At 71.8% G+C, this 23,872-nt stretch carries 25 protein-coding genes; 15 read left to right on the top strand and 10 right to left on the bottom strand.

The genetic code is table 11. The features are described from left to right. The 5 genes from VIB11_RS08065 to VIB11_RS08045 form a co-directional block, all read left to right on the top strand. Positions 1 to 946, top strand: a 946-nt coding sequence (locus VIB11_RS08065) for an ABC transporter substrate-binding protein (RefSeq protein ID WP_332030100.1), incomplete at its 5' end; no start/stop codon positions are given. Positions 947 to 1,055: 109 nt separating this feature from the next. After that, on the top strand, positions 1,056 to 2,066 hold the full coding sequence (locus VIB11_RS08060) for an ABC transporter permease (RefSeq protein ID WP_332030098.1): 1,011 nt from the start codon (positions 1,056 to 1,058) through the stop codon (positions 2,064 to 2,066). Between the two features lie 5 nt (positions 2,067 to 2,071). Further along, the gene (locus tag VIB11_RS08055) at positions 2,072 to 3,058 is read left to right on the top strand and encodes an ABC transporter permease (RefSeq protein WP_332030096.1); all 987 of its coding nucleotides are present in this window, start codon (positions 2,072 to 2,074) and stop codon (positions 3,056 to 3,058) included. Between the two features lie 4 nt (positions 3,059 to 3,062). Further along, positions 3,063 to 4,097 carry an ABC transporter ATP-binding protein gene (locus tag VIB11_RS08050; protein ID WP_332030094.1) on the top strand — a complete coding sequence of 345 codons (1,035 nt, stop codon included), beginning with the start codon at positions 3,063 to 3,065 and terminating at the stop codon, positions 4,095 to 4,097. Next, positions 4,094 to 5,248 carry an oligopeptide/dipeptide ABC transporter ATP-binding protein gene (locus tag VIB11_RS08045; RefSeq protein WP_332030092.1) on the top strand — a complete coding sequence of 385 codons (1,155 nt, stop codon included), beginning with the start codon at positions 4,094 to 4,096 and terminating at the stop codon, positions 5,246 to 5,248. Before VIB11_RS08050 ends, VIB11_RS08045 begins: the two co-directional genes overlap by 4 nt. Before the next feature lie 123 nt (positions 5,249 to 5,371). On the opposite strand, the gene VIB11_RS08040 is transcribed toward VIB11_RS08045, so the two are convergent. Continuing rightward, positions 5,372 to 6,532, bottom strand: a complete 1,161-nt coding sequence (locus VIB11_RS08040) for a glycosyltransferase family protein (protein WP_332030090.1) — start codon at positions 6,530 to 6,532, stop codon at positions 5,372 to 5,374. A 57-nt stretch (positions 6,533 to 6,589) separates the two neighbouring features. Continuing rightward, the gene (locus VIB11_RS08035) at positions 6,590 to 6,811 is read right to left on the bottom strand and encodes a hypothetical protein (RefSeq protein ID WP_332030089.1); all 222 of its coding nucleotides are present in this window, start codon (positions 6,809 to 6,811) and stop codon (positions 6,590 to 6,592) included. Positions 6,812 to 7,266: 455 nt separating this feature from the next. Between VIB11_RS08035 and VIB11_RS08030 the strand changes: the two genes are divergently transcribed. From VIB11_RS08030 to VIB11_RS08010, 5 genes are all read left to right on the top strand, one after another. Further along, positions 7,267 to 7,953 carry a response regulator transcription factor gene (locus VIB11_RS08030; RefSeq protein ID WP_332030087.1) on the top strand — a complete coding sequence of 229 codons (687 nt, stop codon included), beginning with the start codon at positions 7,267 to 7,269 and terminating at the stop codon, positions 7,951 to 7,953. Positions 7,954 to 7,965: 12 nt separating this feature from the next. Next, positions 7,966 to 9,402 (top strand): HAMP domain-containing sensor histidine kinase, encoded by a 1,437-nt coding sequence (locus VIB11_RS08025; RefSeq protein WP_332030086.1) that lies wholly within the window; start codon positions 7,966 to 7,968, stop codon positions 9,400 to 9,402. Between the two features lie 31 nt (positions 9,403 to 9,433). Next, positions 9,434 to 9,742 (top strand): 4a-hydroxytetrahydrobiopterin dehydratase, encoded by a 309-nt coding sequence (locus tag VIB11_RS08020; RefSeq protein ID WP_332030084.1) that lies wholly within the window; start codon positions 9,434 to 9,436, stop codon positions 9,740 to 9,742. Further along, on the top strand, positions 9,735 to 10,454 hold the full coding sequence (locus VIB11_RS08015; RefSeq protein ID WP_332030082.1) for a VIT family protein: 720 nt from the start codon (positions 9,735 to 9,737) through the stop codon (positions 10,452 to 10,454). Before VIB11_RS08020 ends, VIB11_RS08015 begins: the two co-directional genes overlap by 8 nt. An 84-nt stretch (positions 10,455 to 10,538) precedes the next feature. Further along, complete coding sequence (locus tag VIB11_RS08010; protein WP_332030080.1) at positions 10,539 to 11,882, top strand: acyltransferase; 1,344 nt, start codon at positions 10,539 to 10,541, stop codon at positions 11,880 to 11,882. A gap of 19 nt (positions 11,883 to 11,901) precedes the next feature. Here VIB11_RS08010 and VIB11_RS08005 read toward each other — a convergent pair whose 3' ends face one another. Continuing rightward, the gene (locus VIB11_RS08005; RefSeq protein ID WP_332030078.1) at positions 11,902 to 12,933 is read right to left on the bottom strand and encodes a GmrSD restriction endonuclease domain-containing protein; all 1,032 of its coding nucleotides are present in this window, start codon (positions 12,931 to 12,933) and stop codon (positions 11,902 to 11,904) included. A 237-nt stretch (positions 12,934 to 13,170) separates the two neighbouring features. Between VIB11_RS08005 and VIB11_RS08000 the strand changes: the two genes are divergently transcribed. Continuing rightward, the gene (locus VIB11_RS08000) at positions 13,171 to 14,466 is read left to right on the top strand and encodes a hemolysin family protein (protein ID WP_332030076.1); all 1,296 of its coding nucleotides are present in this window, start codon (positions 13,171 to 13,173) and stop codon (positions 14,464 to 14,466) included. A gap of 27 nt (positions 14,467 to 14,493) precedes the next feature. Here VIB11_RS08000 and VIB11_RS07995 read toward each other — a convergent pair whose 3' ends face one another. Genes VIB11_RS07995 through VIB11_RS07980 form a run of 4 tightly spaced genes read right to left on the bottom strand, consistent with a single transcriptional unit; the run spans position 14,494 to position 16,803 of the window. Further along, on the bottom strand, positions 14,494 to 14,784 hold the full coding sequence (locus tag VIB11_RS07995) for a hypothetical protein (RefSeq protein WP_332030075.1): 291 nt from the start codon (positions 14,782 to 14,784) through the stop codon (positions 14,494 to 14,496). A gap of 21 nt (positions 14,785 to 14,805) precedes the next feature. Next, positions 14,806 to 15,606, bottom strand: a complete 801-nt coding sequence (locus VIB11_RS07990) for an ABC transporter permease subunit (protein ID WP_332030074.1) — start codon at positions 15,604 to 15,606, stop codon at positions 14,806 to 14,808. Further along, positions 15,596 to 16,507 (bottom strand): ABC transporter ATP-binding protein, encoded by a 912-nt coding sequence (locus VIB11_RS07985; RefSeq protein WP_332030072.1) that lies wholly within the window; start codon positions 16,505 to 16,507, stop codon positions 15,596 to 15,598. The genes VIB11_RS07990 and VIB11_RS07985 overlap by 11 nt, the downstream gene beginning before the upstream one ends. Before the next feature lie 59 nt (positions 16,508 to 16,566). Next, positions 16,567 to 16,803, bottom strand: coding sequence for a PLD nuclease N-terminal domain-containing protein (locus VIB11_RS07980; protein WP_332030070.1), 237 nt, complete (start codon positions 16,801 to 16,803; stop codon positions 16,567 to 16,569). 262 nt (positions 16,804 to 17,065) lie between these two features. Here VIB11_RS07980 and VIB11_RS07975 point away from each other — a divergent pair, with 262 nt between their 5' ends. From VIB11_RS07975 to VIB11_RS07965, 3 genes are all read left to right on the top strand, one after another. Beyond that, a complete protein-coding gene (locus VIB11_RS07975; protein ID WP_332030068.1) occupies positions 17,066 to 17,935 on the top strand; it encodes a trypsin-like serine protease in 870 nt (289 codons plus the stop codon). A 98-nt stretch (positions 17,936 to 18,033) separates the two neighbouring features. Then, the gene (locus VIB11_RS07970) at positions 18,034 to 19,356 is read left to right on the top strand and encodes a cyclic 2,3-diphosphoglycerate synthase (protein ID WP_332030066.1); all 1,323 of its coding nucleotides are present in this window, start codon (positions 18,034 to 18,036) and stop codon (positions 19,354 to 19,356) included. A 155-nt stretch (positions 19,357 to 19,511) separates the two neighbouring features. Next, positions 19,512 to 19,757, top strand: a complete 246-nt coding sequence (locus tag VIB11_RS07965) for a hypothetical protein (protein ID WP_332030064.1) — start codon at positions 19,512 to 19,514, stop codon at positions 19,755 to 19,757. Positions 19,758 to 19,804: 47 nt separating this feature from the next. On the opposite strand, the gene VIB11_RS07960 is transcribed toward VIB11_RS07965, so the two are convergent. The 3 genes from VIB11_RS07960 to VIB11_RS07950 form a co-directional block, all read right to left on the bottom strand. Then, positions 19,805 to 20,725, bottom strand: coding sequence for a Gmad2 immunoglobulin-like domain-containing protein (locus VIB11_RS07960; protein WP_332030062.1), 921 nt, complete (start codon positions 20,723 to 20,725; stop codon positions 19,805 to 19,807). A gap of 130 nt (positions 20,726 to 20,855) precedes the next feature. Beyond that, positions 20,856 to 21,203, bottom strand: a complete 348-nt coding sequence (locus VIB11_RS07955; RefSeq protein WP_332030060.1) for a hypothetical protein — start codon at positions 21,201 to 21,203, stop codon at positions 20,856 to 20,858. Positions 21,204 to 21,363: 160 nt separating this feature from the next. Then, entirely contained in the window at positions 21,364 to 21,936 is a 573-nt protein-coding gene (locus VIB11_RS07950) for a hypothetical protein (protein WP_332030058.1), read from the bottom strand. 231 nt (positions 21,937 to 22,167) lie between these two features. On the opposite strand from VIB11_RS07950, the gene VIB11_RS07945 reads away from it, so the two are divergent. Beyond that, positions 22,168 to 23,472, top strand: a complete 1,305-nt coding sequence (locus VIB11_RS07945) for a hypothetical protein (RefSeq protein WP_332030056.1) — start codon at positions 22,168 to 22,170, stop codon at positions 23,470 to 23,472. Positions 23,473 to 23,872: the final 400 nt, after the last annotated feature.

Genomic DNA, 23,872 nt, shown 5'->3' with positions numbered 1-23,872 from the left:
CACGCTCGTGCGCAACGACGACTACTGGGGCGAGAAGGCCAAGACCCCGAAGATCATCTTCAAGATCATCCCCGACGAGAGCACCCGTCGCCAGGAGCTCAAGGCCGGCAGCATCGACGCCTACGACCTGCCGAACCCGGTGGACTGGAAGGGCCTCGAGAGCGACGGCAACAAGGTCGAGGTGCGTCCCGCGTTCAACATCCTCTACATGGGCCTGAACCCGGAGAAGAACCCGAAGCTCAAGGACATCAAGGTCCGCCAGGCCCTCTACCACGCCCTCAACCGGGACCAGCTGGTCAAGACCCAGCTGCCCGAGGGCGCCACGGTGGCCACCCAGTTCATGCCTGAGGCGGTCAAGGGCTACAACAAGGACCTGCAGCCCTACGCCTACGACCCCGAGAAGGCCAAGAGCCTGCTCAAGGAGGCGGGCGCCGAGGGGCTGAGCCTGACCTTCGCGTACCCGTCCGAGGTATCGCGCCCGTACATGCCGAACCCGCAGAAGATCCACGACGCGCTGCGCACGGACCTCGAGAAGGTCGGCATCAAGGTCAACGTCGTCACCAAGCCGTGGAACGGCGGCTACCTCGACGGTGTCGACAACGGCCAGTTCGACGCCTGGCTGCTCGGCTGGACCGGTGACTACGACTCGGCCGACAACTTCATCGGGACGTTCTTCGGCAACTACGCCACGAACGACTTCCACACCAAGGCGACGTCCTACGGCAAGCAGCTCGCGGAGGACCTGGCCAAGGCCGACGGCATCGTCGACGAGGCCGAGCGCACCGCGGCCTACGAGAAGGTCAACCAGCAGATCATGGAGGAGTACCTCCCCGGTCTGGCGATCAGCCACTCGCCGCCGGCGCTCGTCACCGGCCCGAAGGTCGAGGGCGTCGTCCCGTCGCCGCTCACGGCGGAGGAGTTCTCCGGCGTGACCGTCGGCAAGTAAGGTGACCGCCGTTCTCTAGACGGCTTGCACCATCCAGGCAGTACCCGGTGGCCGTCCCAGCACATACGCTGGGGCGGCCACCGTCACGAAGAAGTGAGGAGACCACCGCGTGCTGAGGTTCATTGTGCGGCGACTGATCCAGATGGTGGGGGTGGTCATCGTCCTGTCGCTGCTGCTGTTCATCTGGTTGAGGTCCCTGCCGGGGGGCACGGTCTCGGCCATGCTGGGTGACCGCGCGACCCCGGAGTCGACGGCCCGGCTGACCAAGGAGCTCGGGCTCGACCAGCCCATCTGGGTGCAGTACGGCCGCTTCGTCCAGCGGGTCCTCTCCGGCGACTTCGGCGTCTCCACGGGCGTCCTGCCCGGCCGTGACGCCCTCGACATCTTCCTGACCCGGATGCCGGCCACCATCGAGCTGGCCATCATCGCGATGATCATCGCGATCGCCGCGGGCATCCCGCTCGGTTACGTCGCCGCCCGGCGCCGCGGCTCGGCCCTCGACAACACCTCCATCGTGGGGTCGCTCGTCGGCGTCGCGGTGCCGGTCTTCTTCCTGGCGTTCGTCCTCAAGTTCATCTTCGCCGAGGAGCTCGGGGTGCTGCCCGTGTCGGGCCGCCAGAGCACCGGCATCGACGCGACCCGGGTCACCGGGTTCTTCGTGCTCGACGGCGTGCTCACCCGCGAGTGGGACGCGGCCTGGGACTCGTTCAAGCACCTGATCCTGCCCGCACTGGCCCTGTCGAGCATCCCGTTCGCGGTGATCTTCCGCATCACGCGCGCCTCGGTGCTCGAGGTGATGGATGAGGACTACGTGCGCACCGCCGAGTCAAAGGGCCTGGCCAACCGCACCATCCGTGGCCGCCACATCCTGCGCAACGCGCTGCTGCCCGTCATCACGACCATCGGCCTGCAGACCGGTGGCCTGCTGGTCGGCGCCGTGCTCACCGAACGGGTCTTCTCGTGGGGCGGCATCGGCGACGCCCTCGCGAACGCGTTCACGCTGCGCGACTACGCCGTGCTCCAGATCCTCATCCTGGCGGCGGCCGTCACCTTCGTGGTGATCAACCTGATCGTCGACGTCGCCTACGCCGTCATCGACCCCCGCGTCCGGACGAGGTGAGCCCCGTGACCAACAACCCCCTGAAGAGCCAGGCCGACCGGCGCAAGGAGCGGATCGACAGCCTCGCCGCCACCGCCGGCGGCGGCACCGTGACCGGTGCCGGCGAGATCGAGGAGGCGCCCGGCGTCTCTCTCATCGCGAGCGCCTGGCGCCGGCTGCGGCGCAACCCGGTGTTCCTCATCGGCGCCGCCATCACCCTCGCGTTCGTGGTGCTGGCGATCATCGCTCCCCTGGTCGCACCGCACGACCCCACCGAGGGCCTGCTCCTCGACAAGGTGCGCCAGCAGTCCAACCCCATCCCCGGCCCCGAGCCCGGCTTCCCCCTCGGCGCGGACAACCGCGGTCGCGACCTGCTCTCCCGCCTCATCGTCGGCGCCCAGCAGACCCTGATCGTGGGTGTCGTCGCCACCGTCATCGGCCTGGCCGGAGGACTGGTGCTCGGCACCCTTGCCGGTGCCTTCGGCGGCTGGGTCGACTCCTTCGTCATGCGCGTCGTCGACGTGATGCTCTCCATCCCGTCGCTGCTGCTGGCCATGTCGATCGCCGCGGTGGCCGCTCGGCCGAGCATGTGGACGGTCATCATCGCCATCGCGATCGTGCAGATCCCGATCTTCGCGCGGCTGCTGCGCGGCTCCATGCTGGCGGTGCGCCACAGCGACCACGTGCTGGCCGCCCGCGCCCTGGGCGTGAAGCAGTCGGCGATCGTCTTCCGCCACATCATTCCGAACTCGCTGGCACCGGTGATCGTCCAGTCGACCATCGTGCTGGCCACGTCGATCATCGACGCCGCCGCGCTGTCGTTCCTGGGCCTCGGCAACCCCGACGACCGCAGGCCGGAGTGGGGCCAGATGCTGGGCCAGTCGCAGGAGTTCCTGGGCGACTACCCGCACCTGGCGTTCTACCCGGCCGCGTGCATCATCATCGTCGCCCTGGGCTTCACCCTGATGGGCGAGTCCCTGCGTGAGGCCCTCGACCCGAAGACCCGGAGGTAAGGGCATGACCGAGACCATCGAGAACGTCCAGACCCAGACCAACCGGAACGAGCCGCTGCTCAGCGTCCGCGACCTGCGAGTCACCTTCCAGCGCCAGGGCGAGAAGCCCTTCGTGGCGGTCGACGGCGTCAGCTTCGACGTCCGGCCGGGCGAGACCGTCGGCCTCGTGGGCGAGTCGGGCTGCGGCAAGTCCGTGACCTCGCTCGCCATCATGGGCCTGCTGCCCAAGCGGGCCGTGACGGTCGAGGGCGAGGTCGACTTCCAGGGCACCGACCTGCTCCGGCAGTCCGACGAGCAGATGCGGGACCGTCGTGGCCGCGACCTGGGCATGATCTTCCAGGACCCGCTGTCGTCCCTGAACCCCGTCGTGCCCATCGGCGTGCAGGTGACCGAGGTGCTCGAGCGCCACCGCGGGATGTCCCGCAAGGCCGCGACCCCCGTGGCCCGCGAGATGCTTGACAAGGTCGGCATCCCCGACCCCGACCGGCGCCTCAAGGACTACCCGCACCAGCTCTCCGGTGGCATGCGCCAGCGCGCCCTCATCGCGATGGCCCTGGCCTGCCAGCCGCGCGTGCTCATCGCCGACGAGCCGACCACGGCCCTCGACGTGACGATCCAGGCCCAGATCCTGGCCCTGCTCAAGGAGCTGGTGGAGGACACCGGCACCGCGCTGGTCATGATCACCCACGACCTCGGCGTCGTGGCCGGCCTGTGCGACCGCGTCAACGTCCTCTACGGCGGCAAGATCGTCGAGCGCGGTGACCGGCACCCGCTGTTCGCCCACCCGCGCCACCCCTACACCGTCGGCCTGCTCGCGTCGATCCCCCGGCTCGACGGGGCGCGGGGCGAGAAGCTGACGCCCATCCCCGGGTCGGTGTCGGACAACCTGCCCTGGGAGCACGCCTGCGCCTTCGCGCCGCGCTGCCCCAACGCGCTCGAGAAGTGCCGTGAGGTCCGGCCCGAGCTGCTCGACGACGGCGGCGGCCGCTGGCTGCGCTGCCACAACCCCGTGGAGAACCCCCTGGAGGTGACCCGATGACCGTCAGCGAGACGACGGCCACGACCGAGAAGGGAGGGGCCGATGACGTCCTCGTCGACGTCAAGGGCGTCAAGGTGCACTTCCCCATCAAGAAGGGGGTCATCTTCGACAAGGTCGTCGGCTTCGTCTACGCCGTCGACGGGGTGGACCTTCAGATCCGGCGCGGCGAGACGTACGGCCTCGTGGGCGAGTCGGGCTGCGGCAAGTCCACCCTGGGCAGGGCCATCCTCAACCTGGAGACCCCGACCGAGGGCTCGGTCGTCTTCGACGGCGAGGACATCGCCTCCCTCAGCGGGGAGGCGCTGCGCCACAAGCGCCAGGACATCCAGATGGTCTTCCAGGACCCGATGGGCAGCCTCGACCCGCGGCAGTCGGTCGAGTCGCTGCTGATCGAGGGCATGAAGGCCCACGGGCTCGCCAAGGACGAGAAGAGCGCCGCCAAGCGGCTGCGCGAGCTCCTCGCGGCGGTCGGCCTGCCGCCGGCGGCGCTGAAGAAGTACCCGCACGAGTTCTCCGGCGGTCAGCGGCAGCGCATCGGCATCGCCCGCGCCCTGTCGGTGAACCCGAAGCTCATCGTCGCCGACGAGCCGGTCAGCGCCCTCGACGTCTCCGTGCAGGCGCAGGTCATCAACCTCCTCCAGGAGCTGCAGGACGAGTTCGGCCTGACCTACCTCGTCGTGGCCCACGACCTCGCCGTCGTCCGCCACATCAGCGACCGCATCGGAGTGATGTACCTCGGTGCGCTGGTCGAGGAGGCCGCGGCCGACGACCTGTACGCCCAGCCGCTGCACCCGTACACGCGGGCGCTGATGTCAGCCGTCCCCGTCCCGGACCCGGTCGTCGAGGACCGTCGCGAGCGCATCCTGCTCAAGGGCGACCTGCCTTCGCCCGCCAACCCGCCCCGGGGCTGCCGGTTCCACACCCGCTGCCCGTGGCGGCAGGAGACCCGGTGCGACACCGAGCGCCCCCAGCTGCGGGTCGTGCAGGTCGACGGCGTGCCGTCGTCGCACCGCGTCGCGTGCCACTGGGCCGAGCAGATCGAGTCCGGCGAGATCCAGCCGCACGAGGTGGAGGTCACGCTCACCGAGCAGGCCGCCGCGGCCGGCGAGGACGACTTCGTGGGGCCCGCCTCGGTGACCGAGGCGCTCTAGCTCCACCAGCAGGACACCGTATGCCGCGGGCGCCGTTGCGCCCGCGGCATACGTGCGTCTGTGCGCGACTCGGGCCTGCGGCGGAACACGCCGTCGGCCCGACGCGCGTTCCCGGTGCGCGGGTCAGACCGCGACGTGGACGGCATCCCGGCGGGCCAGCACCTCGCCGGCGAGGGCCTGGACCCGTGCCAGCCCGTCGAGGCGGACACCTTGGGGCGGCGCGCCGCTGGCACGGCCGGTGGCCCCGCAGACCCAGGACGCCACCGCCGCGGGACTGAGCTCGTCTGGGTGCAGCATGGTCACCAGTCCCTGCTCGTCGAGCCGCGAGGCCCGTACGAGCTGGTCGCGCCGGGGCCTGGTGCGGGGCACCATCAGGACGGGGCGACCTCGGGCCAGCACCTCGCAGACCGTGTTGTAGCCGGCCATCGAGACCACGGCAGTGGCGCGGTCCAGGAGCGCGGACACGTCGGGCACGAAGTCGTGAACGCGCGCCGACCGCAGCCCCTTCGCCAACGCGTGCAGCTCCGCCCGGTCGTCCGGAGGCATCTGCGGGCCGAGCACGACCTCGGTGGGCAGGCCGTGGAGCGGCGCCGAGGTGAGGAGGGCGCGGGCCAGCTCCGCGCCGTCGGCACCGCCCCCGACCAGGCCCAGGACGGTTCGGCCGGAGCCGGCCGGAGCACGCCCGGCATCGCGCCCTGGGACGAGGTAGCCCGTGAAGTGCACGGCACGTCGGAGCCGCGCCGGCAGGTCGATGTCGGCGGTGACGTCGTAGACACGGCGGTCCCCATAGACCCAGACGGCGTCGTACCACGCGTCGAGTGCCTCCTCGGCCCGGTGGGCGGACCACTCGTGCGACGCCACCGTCGGGTGGTCCAGCACGTCGCGCAGGCCGAGGACGATGGTGCTGCGGCCAGCCAGGGCGCGCAGGGACGCTTCCAGCTCGCCGCAGGCGCCCCGCGGGTGCCGGTCGACAACGAGCAGGTCCGGCGCGAAGGACGTCAGCGCGGCGGCAGCCACCGCCGCGCGGAGGGCGCGCCGCTCCGGCGCCGCCACACCGAGAAGGTCGAGCGCGGCATACCGCTCGCGCCCCGGCCTCACCAGCCCTGGCAGGCCCAGCACGTCGCAGCCGGGCGGCCGGCGGAGCATCGCTGCCTCCCGCGCACCGCTCAGCACGAGGATCTCCGGTCTCGGCACGCGCTCGCCGAGCGCACGGGCCAAGGCCAGGGACCGTGCGACGTGGCCCAGTCCCAAGGCGTCATGGGAGTACAGGGCGATCCGCGTCACATGGTCAGGATCGAAGCCGGCGTCCTAAGGTCGCGCTAACGCAGGGTAAAGAGCCGGTCAGCCTTCATCGGGGTCGTGCACCTCATGGGTGTCGTGGTCGTCGGCCTCCTCGGCGTCGATGGCGAAGACCGGCAACTCGCCCATGCACCAGGCTTCCACGGCGATCGTCTCCTGGCCCGCACCCGTTCGGACGAAGAACACCTCCCCCGGCTCGGCCTCGTCCTCCCCCGGCTCCCGGAGGTCGGCCACGGTCCACCCCGGGTTCGGCGACGCGCTCACCTTGATGGTTCCGTCGGAGCAGGTGCCGCCGACATAGCCTCCGGCGGTCGAGAGCCCGTGCAAGGACGCCGATGGGCTCGGCCTGGGCGCGTCGGGCGACCCACGCGCGGAACCGCCCGGTGCGCTCATCGACGGCTGCGGGGAGGGCACGCTCGTGGTGGCGCCCGGTTGGGGTGTGGTCCCTTCCCGAGATGAGGCCACGAGCACGCCTGCCGGGTGCGGTCCCGCGGCCGCGGACCGTGGGTACTCGACGAGCCCCGCCGCGGCGAACCCCACACCGACGGCACTGGCGGTGCAGGCCAGCCAGACCGCGGTGAGCCCCGACGCCCGCCCCATGCCGTCCAGTGTCCCGTGCTCGCGAGGCGGGTTCCTCGCGCAGAAGGATGCGGAATCCGCCCCCAGAACTACGTCGAAATGCCGTGCCCGGCCCGCCGGCCATGGCGTTACCGTGCGTCATGGCGTCGTTGCTGCTGGTCGAGGACGACACCAGCATCCGCAGTGCGCTGGTGCGTTCCCTGGGCGACCGGGGGCATGAGGTGGCCTGGACGTCGACCGGGCGCGCGGGGCTCCGCCACGTGCTGGACGCGGGCGCCGACCTGGTGGTCCTGGACCTCGGGCTCCCGGACATCGACGGCGCCCAGCTCCTGCGCATGCTGCGTGCGGTGAGCAAGGTCCCAGTCATCGTGGCCACCGCGCGTGATGACGACGACTCGGTGGTCGACCTGCTCGAGCACGGCGCCGACGACTACGTGGTGAAGCCCTACACGGCGGCCAACCTCAACGCCCGGATCCAGGCGGTGCTGCGCCGGTCGGAGCCGGGGCGGAAGGAGCCCTGCCTCGTCGTGGGCGAGCTGGCCATCGACCTCCCGGGCAGGACGGCGCGCCTCGCCGGGCGGCCCCTCGACCTCCGCCCGCGCGAGTTCGAGCTGCTTGCCTTCCTCGCCGGCCGTCCCGGGGTCGTGGTGTCGAGGCGCGAGATCATGGCAGAGGTCTGGCACCTGCCCTATGGCGGCGCCGACAAGACCGTGGACGTCCACGTCTCCTGGCTCCGGCAGAAGCTCGGTGAGAGCGCGACGGCACCGCGCATCATCCACACGGTCCGCAACGTCGGCATCAAGCTGGTCGACCCGGCCACGGGCTGACCGGAGCCCGTCGTGCGACGTCAGATCTGGCTGCTGGTGGCCGCCACCACCTCGCTCGTGATGCTCGCGTTCGTGGTCCCGCTGATGGTGCTGGTGGAGCGGACCGCTGACCGGGAGGCGGTCGCCGACGCCCGGGTCAGGACCCATGCCGTGGTCCCCGTCGTGGCGGCCGGGGACGCCGACGCCGCTGGTGTTGCGGCGCTGGCCGCCACAGGGGGACCGTACTCCGTGGTGGTCCGGCTCCCGGACGGCCGGACCGTGGGCGCTCCGCCGGACCAGTGGAGAGGCGGGACGGCCGACACCGGCATCCGCACGACCACGGTGCGCCGGCTCGGCGACGGAAGCGCCGTCGTCGACCAGCCGGTCTTCCGCGGCGACGGGACCGCGGTGATCAGTGCCCGGGTGTCGGCCGCGGCCCTCAACCAGGGTGTGGTCCGTTCATGGGCCGTCCTTGCCACCCTCGGGCTCGCCCTTGTCGCCCTGTCACTACTCGTCGCCGACCGCCTGGCCAGGTCGATGACGCGGCCGGTGAGCGAGCTGGCGGCCGCCGCCGACAGACTCGGCGGCGGCAACCTCGACACAGAGGTGGTGCCGGGCGGACCGCGGGAGATCCGCGAGGTCGGCGCGGCGATGAACATCATGGCCCAGCGGATCAGGATGCTCGTCGCCAGTGAGCGCCAGGCAGTCGCGGACCTGTCGCACCGGCTGCGCACCCCCGTGACGGCCCTGCGCCTCGACGCCGAGGGACTCAGGGACCCGGTCGAGCGAGCGCGCCTCACCGCGGACGTCGACGAGCTCGTCCTGCAGGTCGACGCGATCATCGAGCACGCGCGGCGTCCCGTCAGCGACCCGACCGGCGCTCCGCCCGTCACCGACCTCGTGGCCGTCGTGGCTGACCGGATGGACTTCTGGCAGGTACTGGCGGAGGAGCAGTCCCGGCTGGCAACCACCAAGCTGCCCGCTTTCCCGTGCCTCGTGGCCGCCCGGGAGGACGACGTCGCAGCAGCCTTGGATGCCCTGCTGGACAACGTCTTCGCGCACACGCCCGAGGGCACCCCCTTCACGGTCACGGTCTCGGCCGACGACCCGGACGGCGCCACGCTGACCGTCCGCGACGAGGGTCCGGGCTTCGCCGACGGCGGGGTCCTCGAGCGCGGCGAGAGTCGCGCCGGGTCGAGCGGCCTCGGGCTGGACATCGCGGCCAGGCTGGCCCGCGGCACCGGCGGCTCGGCAGAGATCGAGGCGGACGGTCCCGGCGCGGTCGTACGCCTCCGACTGGGCGGGCCGGGGCTGCCGGCCGCCGGCGCCGCCCCACCTCTCCAGGAGAGCTGCGCCACCCCGGTGGTCCCGCCACCCGCAGCAGCCCCCGAGCCGGCCGGTTTGTCGCAGACCGAGGAGACGCACGAGGCCCCCGGAGCCCGCGACCTGCCTCGGGTCCGGCTTCCATGACAGGGCCCGCCGCGTTTGCCAGAGTGGAGCCATGTCACGCCTGCTCACAGATGACGAGATCGAGCGCCAGCTCGGCGACCTCCCGGACTGGGACCGCGACGGGGAGGCGATCGTCGCCACGATCGAGGCACCCGACTTCCCCACCGGCATCCGGCTCGTCGACGACGTCGCCAGGGAGGCCGAGGAGATGGGGCACCACCCCGACATCGACATCCGCTGGCGCACTTCCCACTGGCGGCTCTCCACCCACTCCGAGGGCGGCCTGACCCAGCTCGACATCGAGCTGGCCCACCGGATCTCGCAGGCCGCTGCCCGGCTCGGCGCGCACCGCCGTGGCTGACCGGGCTGGCGGACACGAGCACGAGCCACACGACCAGAACCACGCCGCCCGCCTCAACTGGCTTCGCGCGGGGGTGCTCGGCGCCAACGACGGAATCGTCTCGACGGCGGGTCTCGTCATCGGTGTCGCGGCGGCGACGACGGAGCGGTCCGCCATCATCACGGCGGGACTCGCCGGGGTGGCCGCCGGCGCCATGAGCATGGCCGCCGGCGAGTACGTCTCCGTCAGCACGCAGCGCGACACCGAGCGGGCGCTGCTCGCCAAGGAGCGGCGCGAGCTCCGCGAGATGCCGGAGGAGGAGCTCGCCGAGCTGGCGAGCCTGTACCAGGCGCGCGGGCTCAGCCCGGAGCTGGCCCACCAGGTCGCGGTGCAGCTCACCCAGCACGACGCGCTCGCCGCCCATGCCGAGGTCGAGCTGGGGATCGACCCCGAGGAGCTCACCAACCCCTGGCACGCCGCCTGGGCCTCGATGGCCGCCTTCACCGTGGGGGCGCTGCTGCCCCTTGCGGCGATCCTCCTGCCTGCGCCGCCTGGACGGGTTGCCGTGACAGCCGTGGCGGTCGTCGTGGCGCTGGCCCTGACGGGGTGGATCAGCGCGAACCTCGGCGGAGCCCGCCTCCGCCCGGCTGTGCTGCGCAACGTCGCCGGAGGCGTCCTGGCGATGACCGTGACGTACGCGATCGGCTCGGTCGTGGGCCTGAGCGTCTCCTAGCCGCGGCTCACCACCGTACGCTCCGCTGGGTCTGGGTATCCGAACGGATGGTCCGCGGCAACCGCCGGCAACGAGACTGCTCTCATGGAGCACCCCGGCCGCCGGCCTACCCTCGCCGAGATCGTCGCCGCGACGCCTGCCGGACGCGACCGCTTGGTCGACCTCGTCAGGGCCGCCAGCATCGTCGTGGTCGCTCTGGGGCACTGGACCATGGCAGCGCTCGAACCGGCCAGTGGTGCCGACCTGCGCGTGCGCAACATCCTCGAGGTGACGCCGGGGGTGCATCCGCTGACGTGGGTGCTGCAGGTGATGCCACTGTTCTTCTTCGCCGCGGGCTTCACGAACGCGCTGGCACTGCGCCGGGCGGGGACCACCGGCTCCACGGTCCTGGCGGGCCGGGTTGCCCGCGTTCTGACACCCACGGTGGTCTTCGTCGGCGTGTGGCTTGTCCTGGCGTGGCTGCTGGTGATGGCGGGAGCGCCCGCCGCGCTGGTGGACTCCGCGGCTGCGGCGTCCGCGATGCCCCTGTGGTTCCTCGCCGTCTACCTGCTCCTGGCCATGCTCGCGCCGATCCACCACGCAGCCCACCAGCGGGCCCCGTGGCTGATCCTCGGGGCGCTGCCGCTCGTCGCCCTGGGCCTCGACCGCCTGCAGGGCACGGATCTGTCCGCGGTTGGCCTGCTCAGCTACATCGTGGTCTTCGCCTTCTGCCAGGAGCTGGGATTCCTGTACGCCGATGGCCGACTGCGCCGCGTGGCCCGGCGCTGGTGGGCCCTCGTGGCCGCGGCGGCTGTGGGTCTGCTGTGGCTCCTCACAGGCCCCGGGCCCTACCCCGCCAGCATGATCGGCCTGCCCGGTGACGAGATGTCGAACATGTTCCCGCCGAGCGTCTGCGTGACCGTGGTCGCCGTCCTCCAGGTGGCACTCGTCATGGTCGCCCGGCCAGCCCTCCTGCGGTGGCTCGACCGACCCCGCCCGTGGCGGGCCACCGTGGCCGTCAACTCCATGGTCATGACGCTGTTCCTCTGGCACATCACGGGTTTCGTCCTCGCCGTCGGCGCCTCCCACCTCGGCGGGCTGCGGCTGCCGGCCATCGGATCTGGGGCCTGGTGGCTCCAGAAGCCGCTCTGGCTCGTCGCCGCGGCCGTCGTCACCGCCGGCCTGGTGGCGGCATTCCGCTGGGCCGAGAACGCGCGGACGCCGACCCCTCGCCTGGGGGCAGTCGGCTCGGCCAGCGCGGCCACGCTCGCGGTAGCGGGGCTCACGATGTTGGCCTGCGCCGGCTTCGCCGACCCGTTCTCCCGCGGCGGCGTGGCACTGGGCGGTGTCACCTTCTACCCAGCTGTCGGGGCGCTGCTGCTCGTCGCGGCGTGGTTCCTCCTGCGGCGCGAGGGTCGAGGCGCGCAGTCCGAGGCATCGCTGCCGTAGCGGGGGCAGGAACGTTCCGCTACTCGCAGACGCGGCCGTCGCCGTCGCGGTCCCGGTACCAGCCGTACTCGGGGTCCTGACCGGACAGGTAGGGGCCGTAGCCGGCCGCCTTGGCCTTGGTGCAGGTGTCGAAGCGCGGGTCGGTCGCCTCCTGTGCAGGAGTCTGGCCCGGGTGCGGCGCCGGCGTCGTCCGGGGCGAGGGAGTGGGGGGCCCCGCCTCGACCCGGCCACCCCCGAGCGGAACGACCCCCGCACTGGGCAGCCGGTGGGACGGGCACGTCTGGAGCACCCTGGCCATCGCGTCGCGCTCGGCAGCGGTCACCCACAGCCCGTAGCGGCTCTTGACGGCGACCTGCCGCGCCACGTACGCGCAGCGGAAGCCACGCTGCGGAGGCAGCCAGGTCGCGGCGTCGCCGTCGCCCTTGCGCTGGTTGCTCGGGCCGTCGACGGCCAACAGGTTGAGCGGGTCGTTGGCAAACGCCGTGCGACGTGCGAAGGAGAGCTGCTGGGCGCCCTTCTGCCACGCGTCGGAGAGCGCGACGACGTGGTCGATCTGCACTCGGGCCGAGGTGGACGCACCGCGGACGAAGCCGATGGTGGTGCCGGTGTACGGGTCGCGCAGGCTGCCGCGCAGGACGAGGCAGCCCCGCGTCCCCGCCTTCACCACGTATGCCGTGAGGTCGCGTCGCAGGATGTCGTTGCGGGTGTCGCAGCCGTTGCGGTCGACGTCGGCCCAGGCGTGGCCGAAGACCTCCCGCTCGTAGCCGGTCTTGGCCGCCCTCCCCTTCACCCGCAGCGACGCGAGCGCTGCCAGGGCCGTGCCGCGCGCCGCGGCCGGCGGGGTGCTGCGCGCAGCCTGGCGGGGGGCGGCTGCGGGCCGGGGCGCCTGCGGGACGGGCGTTGCCGAGGCAGGGGATGCCGGGGATGCCGGGGATGTCGGGGATGTCGGCGGCGTCACCCGCATGGCCGTCGTGGGGGCTGCTGCGCCGGCGGGGTCCGCAACGGGCTCGCACGCACCGACGGCGAGCAGCGCCGTCAGTGCGAGCGGCACGACGTGCCGGCCACGCGGCATACGAGAGGGACGTGAGCGACGGGGGCTGGGACGGGATGCGGGCATGCTCTCGGATCGTCAGGAGGGGCAGGGCGACTCAGGCTAGGTCCCCGGCCGAGGCTGCGTCCTGACCTTGGGACCCGTGTCGGCCGATCGGAGGAGCGACCGGAACTTCTCGGCGGAGTCGCACGTTCCCTGTGCTCATCCCCCTCCCTAGGAACGGTGACCAGCACCCCCATGTCTGGCTATTGGCTCGACATCGCCCTCGTGGGACTGCTCGTCCTCCTCAACGCCGTGTTCGCCGGCAGCGAGATGGCCCTGGTGTCGCTGAGGGAGGGGCAGCTCCGCCAGCTCGAGCGACGGGGCGGCTCAAGGGCGCTGCGCCTGGTCCGGCTCGCCCGCGACCCCAACCGTTTCCTCGCCACCATCCAGATCGGCATCACCCTCGCCGGGTTCCTCGCCTCCGCGACCGCGGCGGTGTCCCTCGCGGAGCCGCTCGTGCCCAGGCTGTCGGTGCTCGGTTCGGCGGCCGAGCCGGTGGCCGTCGCCGGGGTCACGCTGGTGCTCACCTTCCTCACGCTGGTGTTCGGCGAGCTCGCCCCCAAGCGCCTCGCCATGCAGCGGGCGCTGCCCTGGGCGCTGACGGTCGCCCGACCGCTCGACGTCCTGTCGAGCCTGTCGCGCCCCGCGGTGGCACTGCTGGGCAGCGCCACCAACGCCGTCGTGCGCCTCCTGGGCGGGCGGACCGAGTCGGAGGCCGAGGAGATCTCCCCCGAGGAGCTGCGCGACCTGGTCACGAGCCATCGTGACCTCAACCCGGAGCAGCGCGAGATCATCAGCGGCGCGCTGGAGATCCACGAGCGGATGCTTCGCGAGGTGCTCGTCCCGCGTGGCTCCGTCGTGGCGCTCAGCGCGGACACGACGCTCACGGCGGCTCGCACGGCGATGGCGGCCGCCGGTCACTCCCGGATGCCGGTGACGCGCCGCCACCACCTCGACGACGTCGTCGGCATCGCCCACTGGGGCTCGGTGATCGAGGGCGGAGAAGCCCTCGTGGCCACCGTCGCCGCCCCGGCGATGGTCCTGCCCGACACCGTGCGGGTCTCGGACGCGCTGCGGCAGTTCAAGGCCGAGAGGCAGCAGATGGCTCTCGTCGTCGACGAGCACGGCGCCGTGGACGGCATCGTCACCCTGGAGGACCTCCTCGAGGAGATCGTCGGCGAGATCTGGGACGAGACCGACCGTGACGTCATCGGAGCCGAGCGCGGCGATGACGGGTCGGTCACGCTGCCCGGCACCTTCCCTGTCCACGACCTCGAGGACGTCGGCGTCAGGCTGGAGACGACCGGCGGCGACTACACGACCATCGCCGGCCTCGTGCTGCTGCACCTCGGGCGGATCCCCGAGGCCGCGGGCGACCGTGTGGAGGTGGACGGCTGGGACATCGAGGTGCTCGAGGTCGGCCACCACGCCATCACCAAGGTCTGCCTGCGGCCCCTACCAGGCGAGTCGAACAGCACCGGCGCCCCCTGAGGCGGGTCAAACCCTGCCTACCCGCGCCTATCCGCGGCTGGCTCGGCCGGCGCCGCCACCGATCCCCGAGAACGGCCCGGCGATCCCGAGCATGAAGCCGAAGTCATACCAGTTCCCGTTGTTGTCGACCTCGTAGATGCTCACGTTGTCGTTGAACAGCGAGATGATGAACGTGATCGGGATGATGATCCCGTGCCACAGGCCCAGCCAGAAACCTGCGCCGGAGCTCGTCTCCGAGGTGTTCGTGCCAGCGGCGCACGCGCCCAGGACGAGCACGAGCCCCACCGCGACGGCGGCGGCCACAGCAGTGCGCTTCACGTGACTCCCCTTCCCCGATGGTCAACCGCGGATGTCGCGGCGTGAGAACCCCCAGACCGCAACGGCGGTCAGCACGACGACGGTGGCCACGGCCACGGTGACCGACGGAACCGAGACACCGCTGCGCAAGGGGTCGTGCCCGATGTACTGGTAGAAGGGCGAGAGCTCCCGGACCGGCTCCAGCCACGTCACCATCGGCCCGAGGCCGTGGACCATGTACGCCACGACGGCGACCACCGCGGGAACGCCTCGGCTCAGGCCCGTGCTTCCGGTCGCGGCCCCGATCGCCAGCGCCAGGGCGCCGAAGACCAGGCCGAGCAGCGCGAGGTGCAGCATCGCCGCGGCGACCTTGTCCACGGGGATCACCATGTCGAAGAGCCGCCCCTCCACCACGAGGGCCACTCCGATCGCGGCGGCGATGCCCAGCGTGCCGACCACCGCAGCCGCCGTCTTCTCGAGCAGGACCCGGACGCGGCTGATGGGCACGGCGAGGAGGAGGTCCATCGTGCGCCGTTCCTCCTCGCCGGCGATGGCGCGCGATGCCTGCCCCACGGCGTACAGGATCACGACGATCGGGCCGAGGAAGGACATCAGCTCGATCTGGATGTAGCCCACCGGGGTCGACATGTCCGCGCCGCTCGCCGCGAACAGCGCACGGAACGCCTCCGGGAGCTGGTCGAGGTAGTCATTGAGCGAGGGCTGGTTGCGCACGCTCGGCCAGATCGCGGCATACATCAGCACGATCAGGGCGATCGCGGTGAGCCAGCCGAGCAGGCTCGCCCGCTGGTCGTGGAAGGTCTTGAGGAAGACGCTACGCAGCACCGACGGCCTCCTTCGTGTAGAAGGTCAGGAACGTCTCCTCCAGCTCGGCCTCGGCGCACTCGAAGTCGAGGACGGTGTGCCGGCTCACCTCCTTCAGGAGCGCGTCCAGCGCCGTCTCGGGGGCGCTGCACGCCAGCGTGCGGTCCTCGACGCGCAGGTTGCGCAGGCCCGGGATCCCCGTGTAGTCCGCGGGGTCGACCGCCACGGCGAACGTCGCCCGGACGTGGTGCAGCGAGCGCTCGCGAAGGTCGTCAAGACGGTCCACGGCGATGAGCTCGCCCTCCCGCAGCACTCCCACGCGGTCGGCGGTGCGCTGGACCTCGCTGAGGATGTGGGAGCTCAGCAGAACCGTCCCGCCCCGTGCGGTGTGCTCCCTCATGAGCGCGTGGAACTCCTGCTGTGCCAAGGGATCCAGCCCACCCGTCGGCTCGTCGAGCACGAGCAGCTCGGGCTGGGCCATCAGCGCCAGCAGGAGCGCGAGCTTCTGTCGGTTGCCCTTCGACAGGTCCTGGGAGGGCCGGTCGAGGTCGAGGTCCAGCCGTTCGGCCAGCTCGGCCGCGTGGGGCGTGGCCGGGGCACCGCGCAGGCTCCCGAGGTACTCCACGTGCTGGTGGCCCGTGAGCCGGCCGTAGAGCGCCGGTTCGCCCGAGAGGTAGCCGACGCGGCGGCGCACGGCCACCGAGTCGGTCCAGCTGTCCAGCCCGTCCACCTCCGCGACGCCGGACGTGGGACGCAGCAGGCCCATCAGGAGACGAAGCGTGGTGGTCTTGCCCGCACCGTTGGGTCCGAGGTAGCCGAACACCTCCCCGCGCTCGATCTCCAGGTCGAGGTCGTGCAGAGCGAGTGTCGACCCGTAACGCTTGGTCAGACCGCGTGTGACGACGATCGGGAGGCTCGCCATACCGCCAGCGTCGGCGACGGCCGGACTGCCGGGTAGGGCCTTTGTGCCCGCAGAGCACCTCAGGGGGAAAGGTCAGCCCCGTGCCGCCGGCGCCCGCAGGCGAAGTACGCGAGCGGGCCCACGGTGTTGACGAACGTCGCGAGCGCCCAGAGCGGCTTGGGTCCGCGGACCTCGTCTGCCGGCCGACGGCGAAGGTCCCGCAGGGCCAGCACCTGCAGGGTGACCTGCACGATGGCACCCAGGACCACGACCCCTCTCTGCTGGTCACTGAGCTCGCTCCAGGACCGCTTGGCCATGGCCACCACCTCGCCTCTCATCCCGCCGACGCCGCCGCACCGGTCGTGGCCCGCAAGCACACCCCGGCGATGTCCTCGTCCGATCGTCGTCCTCCTCCGATCGTCGCGGCGGCGGGGTGGTCCAACCATGGGCTTTCGGCCCGCCTTGGGGCTCAGCGCCCGCGCGTCCCCCACGAGGTCGTGGACTTGGCGCCCCGGACGGGATTGACTGCCCTCGCCGCCGCTCGTCGGCGACGCCTGAGGGCACCACCTTGGAGGAGACATGAACATCGGCCGCGCGGCTGCCGTGCTGGCAGCGTCAACGGCACTGGTGGCAGGGACCGCCCTCGCCGCCTCGGCCATCACCGGTGGGGAGCGGGACGGCAACGGCCACTCCAACGTCGCGCTCATCACCTTCTACGCCGGCGGCAGGCTCTCCACGTGCACCGCCACGCTGGTGTCGCCGACGGTGCTGCTCACCGCGGGCCACTGCACTGCCGGTGTCTCCGGCAGCGTGGGAGCCACCTTCGACCCGGTCATCGCGGAGGAACCCGCCGCCGACGGCTCACCGCCGGTACCGGTCGCATCCGACCCGGCCGCGGGCTACACCGACGCGGACCTCGAGGTCGCCGGCTACCTCACGGGAACCGCGGACACGCACCCCGGCTACTCCGGCTTCACCGACCCCCGGAACTGGAACGACGTGGGAGTTGTGGTGCTCGACCAGCCCGTCGACGACGTCACCCCCGCGCCGCTGGCACCGGAGGGCTACCTCGACCAGCTCACCCCCGCGGTCCTGCACGACACCCTCTTCACCGCCGTGGGGTTCGGCACGGAGGTGCGCCAGGCGGAGGCCGGCCCGCAGAAGCCCACACCCCAGCCCTTTCCGTTCGTGCGCCGTGTCGCGCAGGTTCCCGGCCAGAAGCTGACGGCGCAGATCCTCCAGGTGAACGGCAACGAGAAGGACCCGCGCGGAACCGGCGGCACCTGCCTCGGCGACTCCGGGGGGCCGTCCTTCCTCCACGGATTCCAGGTCACGGTCACGAGCTACAGCAACACCCCGAACTGCCGCTACATCGCGGGGTTCCAGCGCGTCGACATCCCCGTCGTGCAGGAGTGGCTCGCCACGCTCGGGGTCGCCCCCGCCGGCTGACACGAACGGCATACGCACCGGGGCCCGTCGCCGAGCCGGGCGAGGGGGCTCCCCGCGACTCCGGGTGCCGAGTCGCCATCGAGCCCTACACTTCGGCCATGGGCAGTCCCCGCAGGGTTGTCATCCTCGGAGCCGCTGGGCGCGACTTCCACAACTTCAACACGGTCTTCCGCGACAGTCCCGACGACCAGGTGGTGGCCTTCACCGCCGCGCAGATCCCCAACATCGCGGGCCGCGCCTACCCCGCGTCTCTCGCCGGGCCCCAGTACCCGCAGGGGATCCCGATCGTCCCCGAGTCCGAGCTCACCTCGCTCGTCGAGCGTGAGCAGGTCGATGTCGCGGTCTTCGCCTACTCCGACCTCCCCCACGAGCGAGTGATGCACCTGGCCTCGCAGTGCCTCGCCGCCGGCGCGGACTTCCTGCTGCAGAGCGCCGCGCACACGATGCTGGCCTCGACCGTGCCGGTGGTGGCAGTCACGGCCGTGCGCACAGGTGCCGGCAAGAGCCAGACCACGCGCTACCTCTCACGCATGCTGCGCGACCTGGGCAAGCGGGTCGTCGCCGTGCGCCACCCCATGCCCTACGGCGACCTCGAACGCCAGGTCTGCCAGCGGTTCGCGGACTACGAGGACCTCGACCGCCACGAGTGCACCATCGAGGAGCGCGAGGAGTACGAGCCCCACCTCGACAGCGGCGCCGTCGTCTACGCGGGCATCGACTACGCGCAGATCCTGGCCGCCGCGGAGGAGGAGGCGGACGTCATCCTCTGGGACGGCGGCAACAACGACCTACCGTTCTACCGGCCGGACCTCCACATCGTGGTCGCCGACCCCCTCCGCCCCGGGGACGAGCGGCGCTACCACCCCGGCGAGGCGAACGTGCGGATGGCCGACGTGGTCGTCGTCAACAAGTGCGACTCGGCCCGCCCCGCAGACGTCGCCGCCGTCGAGGAGTCCGTGCGCGCCCTCAACCCGGAGGCCGTACTGATCCGGGCCAACAGCCCGGTCACCGTCGACGACCCCGAGCTGGTGCGCGGCCGTGACGTCATCGTCGTCGAGGACGGGCCCACGCTCACCCACGGGTCGATGTCGTGGGGTGCGGGGGTGGTCGGGGCGCGGGCCGCGGGTGCCGCCTCGATCGTCGACCCCAGCCCGTATGCCGTGGGGTCGCTGGCCACGACCTACCGCGAGTACCCCAACGCGGCCGGCATCCTGCCGGCGATGGGTTATGGTGCCCGACAGGTCGCCGACCTCGCCGCCACGATCGAGGCCACGCCGTGCGACGCCGTCGTCTCGGCCACGCCCATCGACCTCACCCGGGTGCTGTCGGTCTCCAAGCCTCTGGTGCGCGCCCGCTACGACCTGCGCGAACAGGAGCCGGGCTCGCTCGAGCGGGCCGTAAAGGCCGCGCTCGGTCTCTGATCGCGGCAGCCCTGCACCATCGCCCTCGCCAGCAACAGGGACTTTGGTCCTAGGTGCACGCGTCCCGGCTTTGCGACCGTGGGTCAGGCACCCGACGAGCCGAGAGGACCCCCAGCATGGTCTCCAGCCACCGCCCACTCCGTCACTCCGCGTCCATGGCCCGCGAGCTCCAGCGCTGGCGCGATGCAGTGCGGCAGTGGGTGCAGCCGGGTGCCCTTCCCGCGACCGGGGAGCAGCTCACGGCCCAGCTCGTGAGCGACCGGGCACCGGCCTGGCTGGTGTGGCGGGTCAACACCTGCCTGCACCCGAGCCGGGTGATCAGCTCGGTCGAGGAGATCGTCTCGCTCTGCGTCCAGCCCCGCCGGCAGCGGTCCGCCCCGGGGATGCCCTACGCAGGCTGACGGGAGCCTCGGAGGTCAGCGGACGACCGGGTCAGCGGACGACCGGGTCAGCGGACGACGAACGTCTTGGTGTCCGTTGCTGGCCCCGGGCCCTCCGTGCCGCCTGAGGGGTCGTCGGTCGACACCTCGACCACGTAGGTGCCCGGCGTCAGGGACGTGCTGAAGGTGAACTCACCGAAGCCGCCCGTGCCGGTCCCGCCCATCGCGTTCCCGCGTGCTCGGACCTCGCCCGACGGCGTGCGGACCTGCCAGGTGAAGTTCGCCTCGAACGACGTGCCGTACCCGGTGAACCGGATCGAGCCCGCCGGCCGGGTCGCCCCCTCCTGGGGTGAGGTGACCCAGACGTGGGCCTGCACCTCGATCATGGGGGCGCGCCGCATCGGCTCGCCGACGCGGATCACGCCCCATGCGTCGTAGGCCGCGCCGTCGACGGTGATGGTGACCGTGCTGGCGGGCTTCCCGGCCTTCTGGGCGGCCGCGGTGGCCGTGTAGACGAGTTGCTGGAGGGCGCGCGAGGCGAGCTCGCTGCCGAGGTTGGTGTTGGCAAAGGCGTCCTTCGAGAGGTCCACGCTCAGGGCAGTGCCACGCTGGGTCACCTTGACGGTGGTCGCCGGACGCCACGGGGTCGTGTAGTCCGGGTCGAGCGGCTTCATCCGGGTCATGGCGGCGACCGCCGAGGCGACCGCACCTCCGGCGTCCGGGACAGTCCGGAACTCGCGGTAGAGGGCGAACGACTTGCGGGACTCCGCGACCCAGTAGACCGGCATCGCGGCCAGCTGCCCCGAGGCCTGGCTCGTGGGTGTGCCCGTCGCCGAGCTCGTCGCACCGGACGGGGTCGCAGGCGTCGACGTCACCGAGCCTGTGGCCGTGGTGTCGGTGCCGACGGCCCCCTGCCCTGAGCCGTCCCCGCAGGCACCCGTGCCGACTGCGAGGGCCAGCCCGACCATCCCCGCGGCCAGGGTCCTCACCCGACCGCTGCCTGTCACCCGCATCGTGGTTCCTCTCTCCCCGTCCCCTGCCAGCACACCGCCGACACCCCCTTGACGCCAAGGGTCGAAGGTCGGTTTACCTGCTGTGGGCGGGTGCGGCCCGGGCAGCCTAGACGCGCTGGCTCTCGCGCACCGGGGCGGCGCGCCGTGCGGCACCCCTTCTGGTGCGCGCGGAGTCCCAGCCCAGGCCAAGCCCCAGCACCACCAGGCCCAGAGCGGAGCCGGCGACGAAGGCACGCCCGGGCTCCGCGCTGGTGCGGCAGCGGAAGTAGAAGCGCGGGTCCCTCGGGACGCCCAGCAGCCTCTTCACCCGGCGGCTCGGGTCGTCGCCGAGGACGAGCATGGTCGCTGCCGAGGGACAGGTGTGCCGGTCGTTGCCGTGCGCGACCTCGGCCCTGGGCGCCATCGCGAACACGGCGATGGCCACTGCGACGGCAGCGGCCAGCCACAGCGCCATACGGCGTCCTTGAATCCCCACGCCGGGAACGGTAGCCACACAGGTGCGTCGGCGGCTCGGTCGCCTGCATGAGCCGCCTGGCTGAGGTCACTGTCGGACGACTGCATGAGCCGGGTGGCGGGCCATGCGTCGCGGCGCGATCCAGGGCCGTGGCACTGGCCTACGGGAGGACGGGCTCCGTGCTGCCTGCGCCGGTCGCCGTCCGGTCATCCGGCGCAGCCTTCCTCCGGATCAACCAGACGCCCAGCGCGCCCACGGCCAAGCCGAGGGGCACGCCCCAGGGCGACAGCAGCGCTTGGAAGCCGAGCGCTCCCCCGATCACGATCGCCACGGAGATCGCGACCGGAACGTGAGCACGATGGCTCGCGACGCCGTACAGGACCCAACCGACTGCGAAGAGCAGGTAGCTGGACAGGGCTCCCACGGCGAGCAGGACCGTCGGGTCCGTGTCGAACGCGCTCGGCGCCTCGTCGGCGAGCCATGGGACGGCGAAGGTCTCGAACCACAGATCGCCTCCAAGCAGCATGGTCCCGACCACGGTCGCCACCGTCGCAGCGGCGCCCAGCAGCCCAGCACCCGCCTCCAGCCACTCATGCGACGCAACGACGAAGAGCATGAGGACGACGAAGCCCACCAGGTACGCGACGCCGCCGAGCTGGAACGCAAGGGCCGTCGACGTGGCCACGTGGTCCTTCGGGTCGAACGGGAGCATGACGAGCTGTGCGCCGACCATCAGGACTCCCGCCGACAAGGCCAACGGGCCAGCGAGTCGAGAGAGGATTGCCTGGGACATGACACCGTCCTTCCCGTGGTGTCCGCCGGCCGGAGCGGAGGACCGCCCTCCCGCTCGGACCAGCGCGGGTCCTCGATCGAGCGTCCACCCGGCGGAGGCGTCACGCAACCCTCGGCGCAGGTGCTGACGAGGCTCGATACCGCGATCCCCCCGGGGGGATACATTCACAGGATGGCATCAGCCCCCTCCGGCGCCGGCCGCGACCTGTCGAGCTCGGTGGCCTTCGCCAGTGTCATCGGCGGCCTGGCTGGAGCCGCCATGACCGGGCGGCGGCGAGGCGGGCCGGTCGCTGCCGCAGCGCTGGTCGGCGCCGTGGGCCTCGGGGCCTCCGAGGCGCTGGCTCGGGCGCGTCAGCGTCCCGGCGAGATCCCCGCGATCTGGCAGCGGATCGCGGTCAGCGCGGCACTGGCGGCCCCGCCAGCCTGGCTGGTGGGCCGCCTCACCGGCGCTGGCCCGGTCAGCGTCGGCGCTGCGACCGGCCTGTCGGTCGGCACCCTGGGACTGCGCCCACAGAAGGTGGCGATGGGGCCGCTGGTGGGAGCCGCAGTCGGGTGGGCGTTTGCATCACGTCGCCGCCCCACGCCGGCGCCGGTGGTGGCAAGCAGCACGGTGCTCGCGTACCGGACCCTGTCCGCCCTCCTGTTCAGGGATGCACAGCTGAGCCTGCTCGCCGAACGGGTGGCCGCCGAAGACCTGCCGTTCGTCGTCCCGCTCCCGGCCCGCTCGAGGTATGTCGGCACCGGGTACGTGCGAGAGCTGGCAGCCACCCTGGGCGGCACCTACGTCGCCGACGCATCGGACACCGGCATCGTCCCCTCACTCGACCAGCTGGCGGGGCCCCAGTTCGATCCTGCGGAGGTCGACCCGCGGGTGCGCGAGTTCTACGAGCACACCACCAGGTTCACCCTCGACATCGTCCCGGAATGGCGCATGTGGGTGCGGCCGGGCTACCTGCTGTACCGAACCCTGGTCGCCCGCCCGCTGGGCCAGGCCAGCGTCCCGATGAACCAGCGCGAGGCGCTGCGCGGCGTTCGCAGCCGCATCGACACGATCAGCATGGCCGGCCGTGACGCGGTGGCGATCCGCGGCTGGATCCGCTCCTTCGCCGACAACGACGAGCCCATCTACGTCGGCATCTACACCACCTACCGCCACGACGATCGCGGATACGTCAGCGTCGGGTTCCCGCTTCCCCAGGCGAGCTTCACGGCCACGCTGCTGCCCCGCGCTCGCCGTGGTGGTGGCCTGGCACTCACCAGCCGATCCGGCGACGACCAGGCCGGCCACTACCTGACCTACATCGACCCGACCACCGGGGAGCTCACAGCACTGGCGGTCCACGGCTTCGCCGAGCACCTCGACGTCTACGTCAAGAACGACGAGGTGAGGGCGGCACACGCCTTCTGGGTGTTCGGGTTGCCCTTCCTGGTGCTCCAATACCGGATCAGGCCCAAGGCGGTGGACCCCACCCGCTGAGGGACGACAGCGCTGCAGGCGCTGACCTGCGGTGATGGCCGTGTTTCAGACGTTGAAGCGGAACTGCGACCCCGGGCTATTTGCCTGCGTCGCATCGGCGTTCCTGCAGGTCAGAGCTTTGTGTCGTTACGGTCGTATGACGGTGGCTGCCGCAGGGCGCATTTCTCGTGTGCCCCAAATGTGCCCCACGGTGGCCGGCCAGGAAGAGCCACCGACCCGATCGCGGAGCAGTGGAGGTCGGCCGTCGTGCCGGTCAAGGCCGCCATGATCGCGGTGGTGATTCGGCGGTACACGGAGTGTGCACCCTGAGTCGCTCGGCGCTGCGGCCTTGACGGGCTCGTCGGTGCCGGCCGGATGCTGCGGAGTCGGGTCGGCGGCTCGGCGGTGAGGAGTGCCTCGG

It is taken from the genome of Pedococcus sp., from assembly GCF_036554925.1.
In the GTDB taxonomy this organism is placed as follows: domain Bacteria; phylum Actinomycetota; class Actinomycetes; order Actinomycetales; family Dermatophilaceae; genus Pedococcus_A.
The sequence above is the reverse complement of the archived record's forward strand: the minus strand, read 5'-3'. Positions and strand labels throughout refer to the sequence as shown.

What these genes read in the sequence shown, in the direction of transcription:
- VIB11_RS08050 (WP_332030094.1), top strand. Translation starts at nt 3,063, where the DNA reads ATGACCGAGACCATCGAGAACGTCCAGACCCAGACCAACCGGAACGAG.
- VIB11_RS08045 (WP_332030092.1), top strand. Translation starts at nt 4,094, where the DNA reads ATGACCGTCAGCGAGACGACGGCCACGACCGAGAAGGGAGGGGCCGAT.
- VIB11_RS08030 (WP_332030087.1), top strand. Translation starts at nt 7,267, where the DNA reads ATGGCGTCGTTGCTGCTGGTCGAGGACGACACCAGCATCCGCAGTGCG.
- VIB11_RS08020 (WP_332030084.1), top strand. Translation starts at nt 9,434, where the DNA reads ATGTCACGCCTGCTCACAGATGACGAGATCGAGCGCCAGCTCGGCGAC.
- VIB11_RS08010 (WP_332030080.1), top strand. Translation starts at nt 10,539, where the DNA reads ATGGAGCACCCCGGCCGCCGGCCTACCCTCGCCGAGATCGTCGCCGCG.
- VIB11_RS08000 (WP_332030076.1), top strand. Translation starts at nt 13,171, where the DNA reads ATGTCTGGCTATTGGCTCGACATCGCCCTCGTGGGACTGCTCGTCCTC.
- VIB11_RS07985 (WP_332030072.1), bottom strand. Translation starts at nt 16,507, where the DNA reads ATGGCGAGCCTCCCGATCGTCGTCACACGCGGTCTGACCAAGCGTTAC.
- VIB11_RS07980 (WP_332030070.1), bottom strand. Translation starts at nt 16,803, where the DNA reads ATGGCCAAGCGGTCCTGGAGCGAGCTCAGTGACCAGCAGAGAGGGGTC.
- VIB11_RS07975 (WP_332030068.1), top strand. Translation starts at nt 17,066, where the DNA reads ATGAACATCGGCCGCGCGGCTGCCGTGCTGGCAGCGTCAACGGCACTG.
- VIB11_RS07970 (WP_332030066.1), top strand. Translation starts at nt 18,034, where the DNA reads ATGGGCAGTCCCCGCAGGGTTGTCATCCTCGGAGCCGCTGGGCGCGAC.
- VIB11_RS07965 (WP_332030064.1), top strand. Translation starts at nt 19,512, where the DNA reads ATGGCCCGCGAGCTCCAGCGCTGGCGCGATGCAGTGCGGCAGTGGGTG.
- VIB11_RS07955 (WP_332030060.1), bottom strand. Translation starts at nt 21,203, where the DNA reads ATGGCGCTGTGGCTGGCCGCTGCCGTCGCAGTGGCCATCGCCGTGTTC.
- VIB11_RS07950 (WP_332030058.1), bottom strand. Translation starts at nt 21,936, where the DNA reads ATGGTCGGCGCACAGCTCGTCATGCTCCCGTTCGACCCGAAGGACCAC.
- VIB11_RS07945 (WP_332030056.1), top strand. Translation starts at nt 22,168, where the DNA reads ATGGCATCAGCCCCCTCCGGCGCCGGCCGCGACCTGTCGAGCTCGGTG.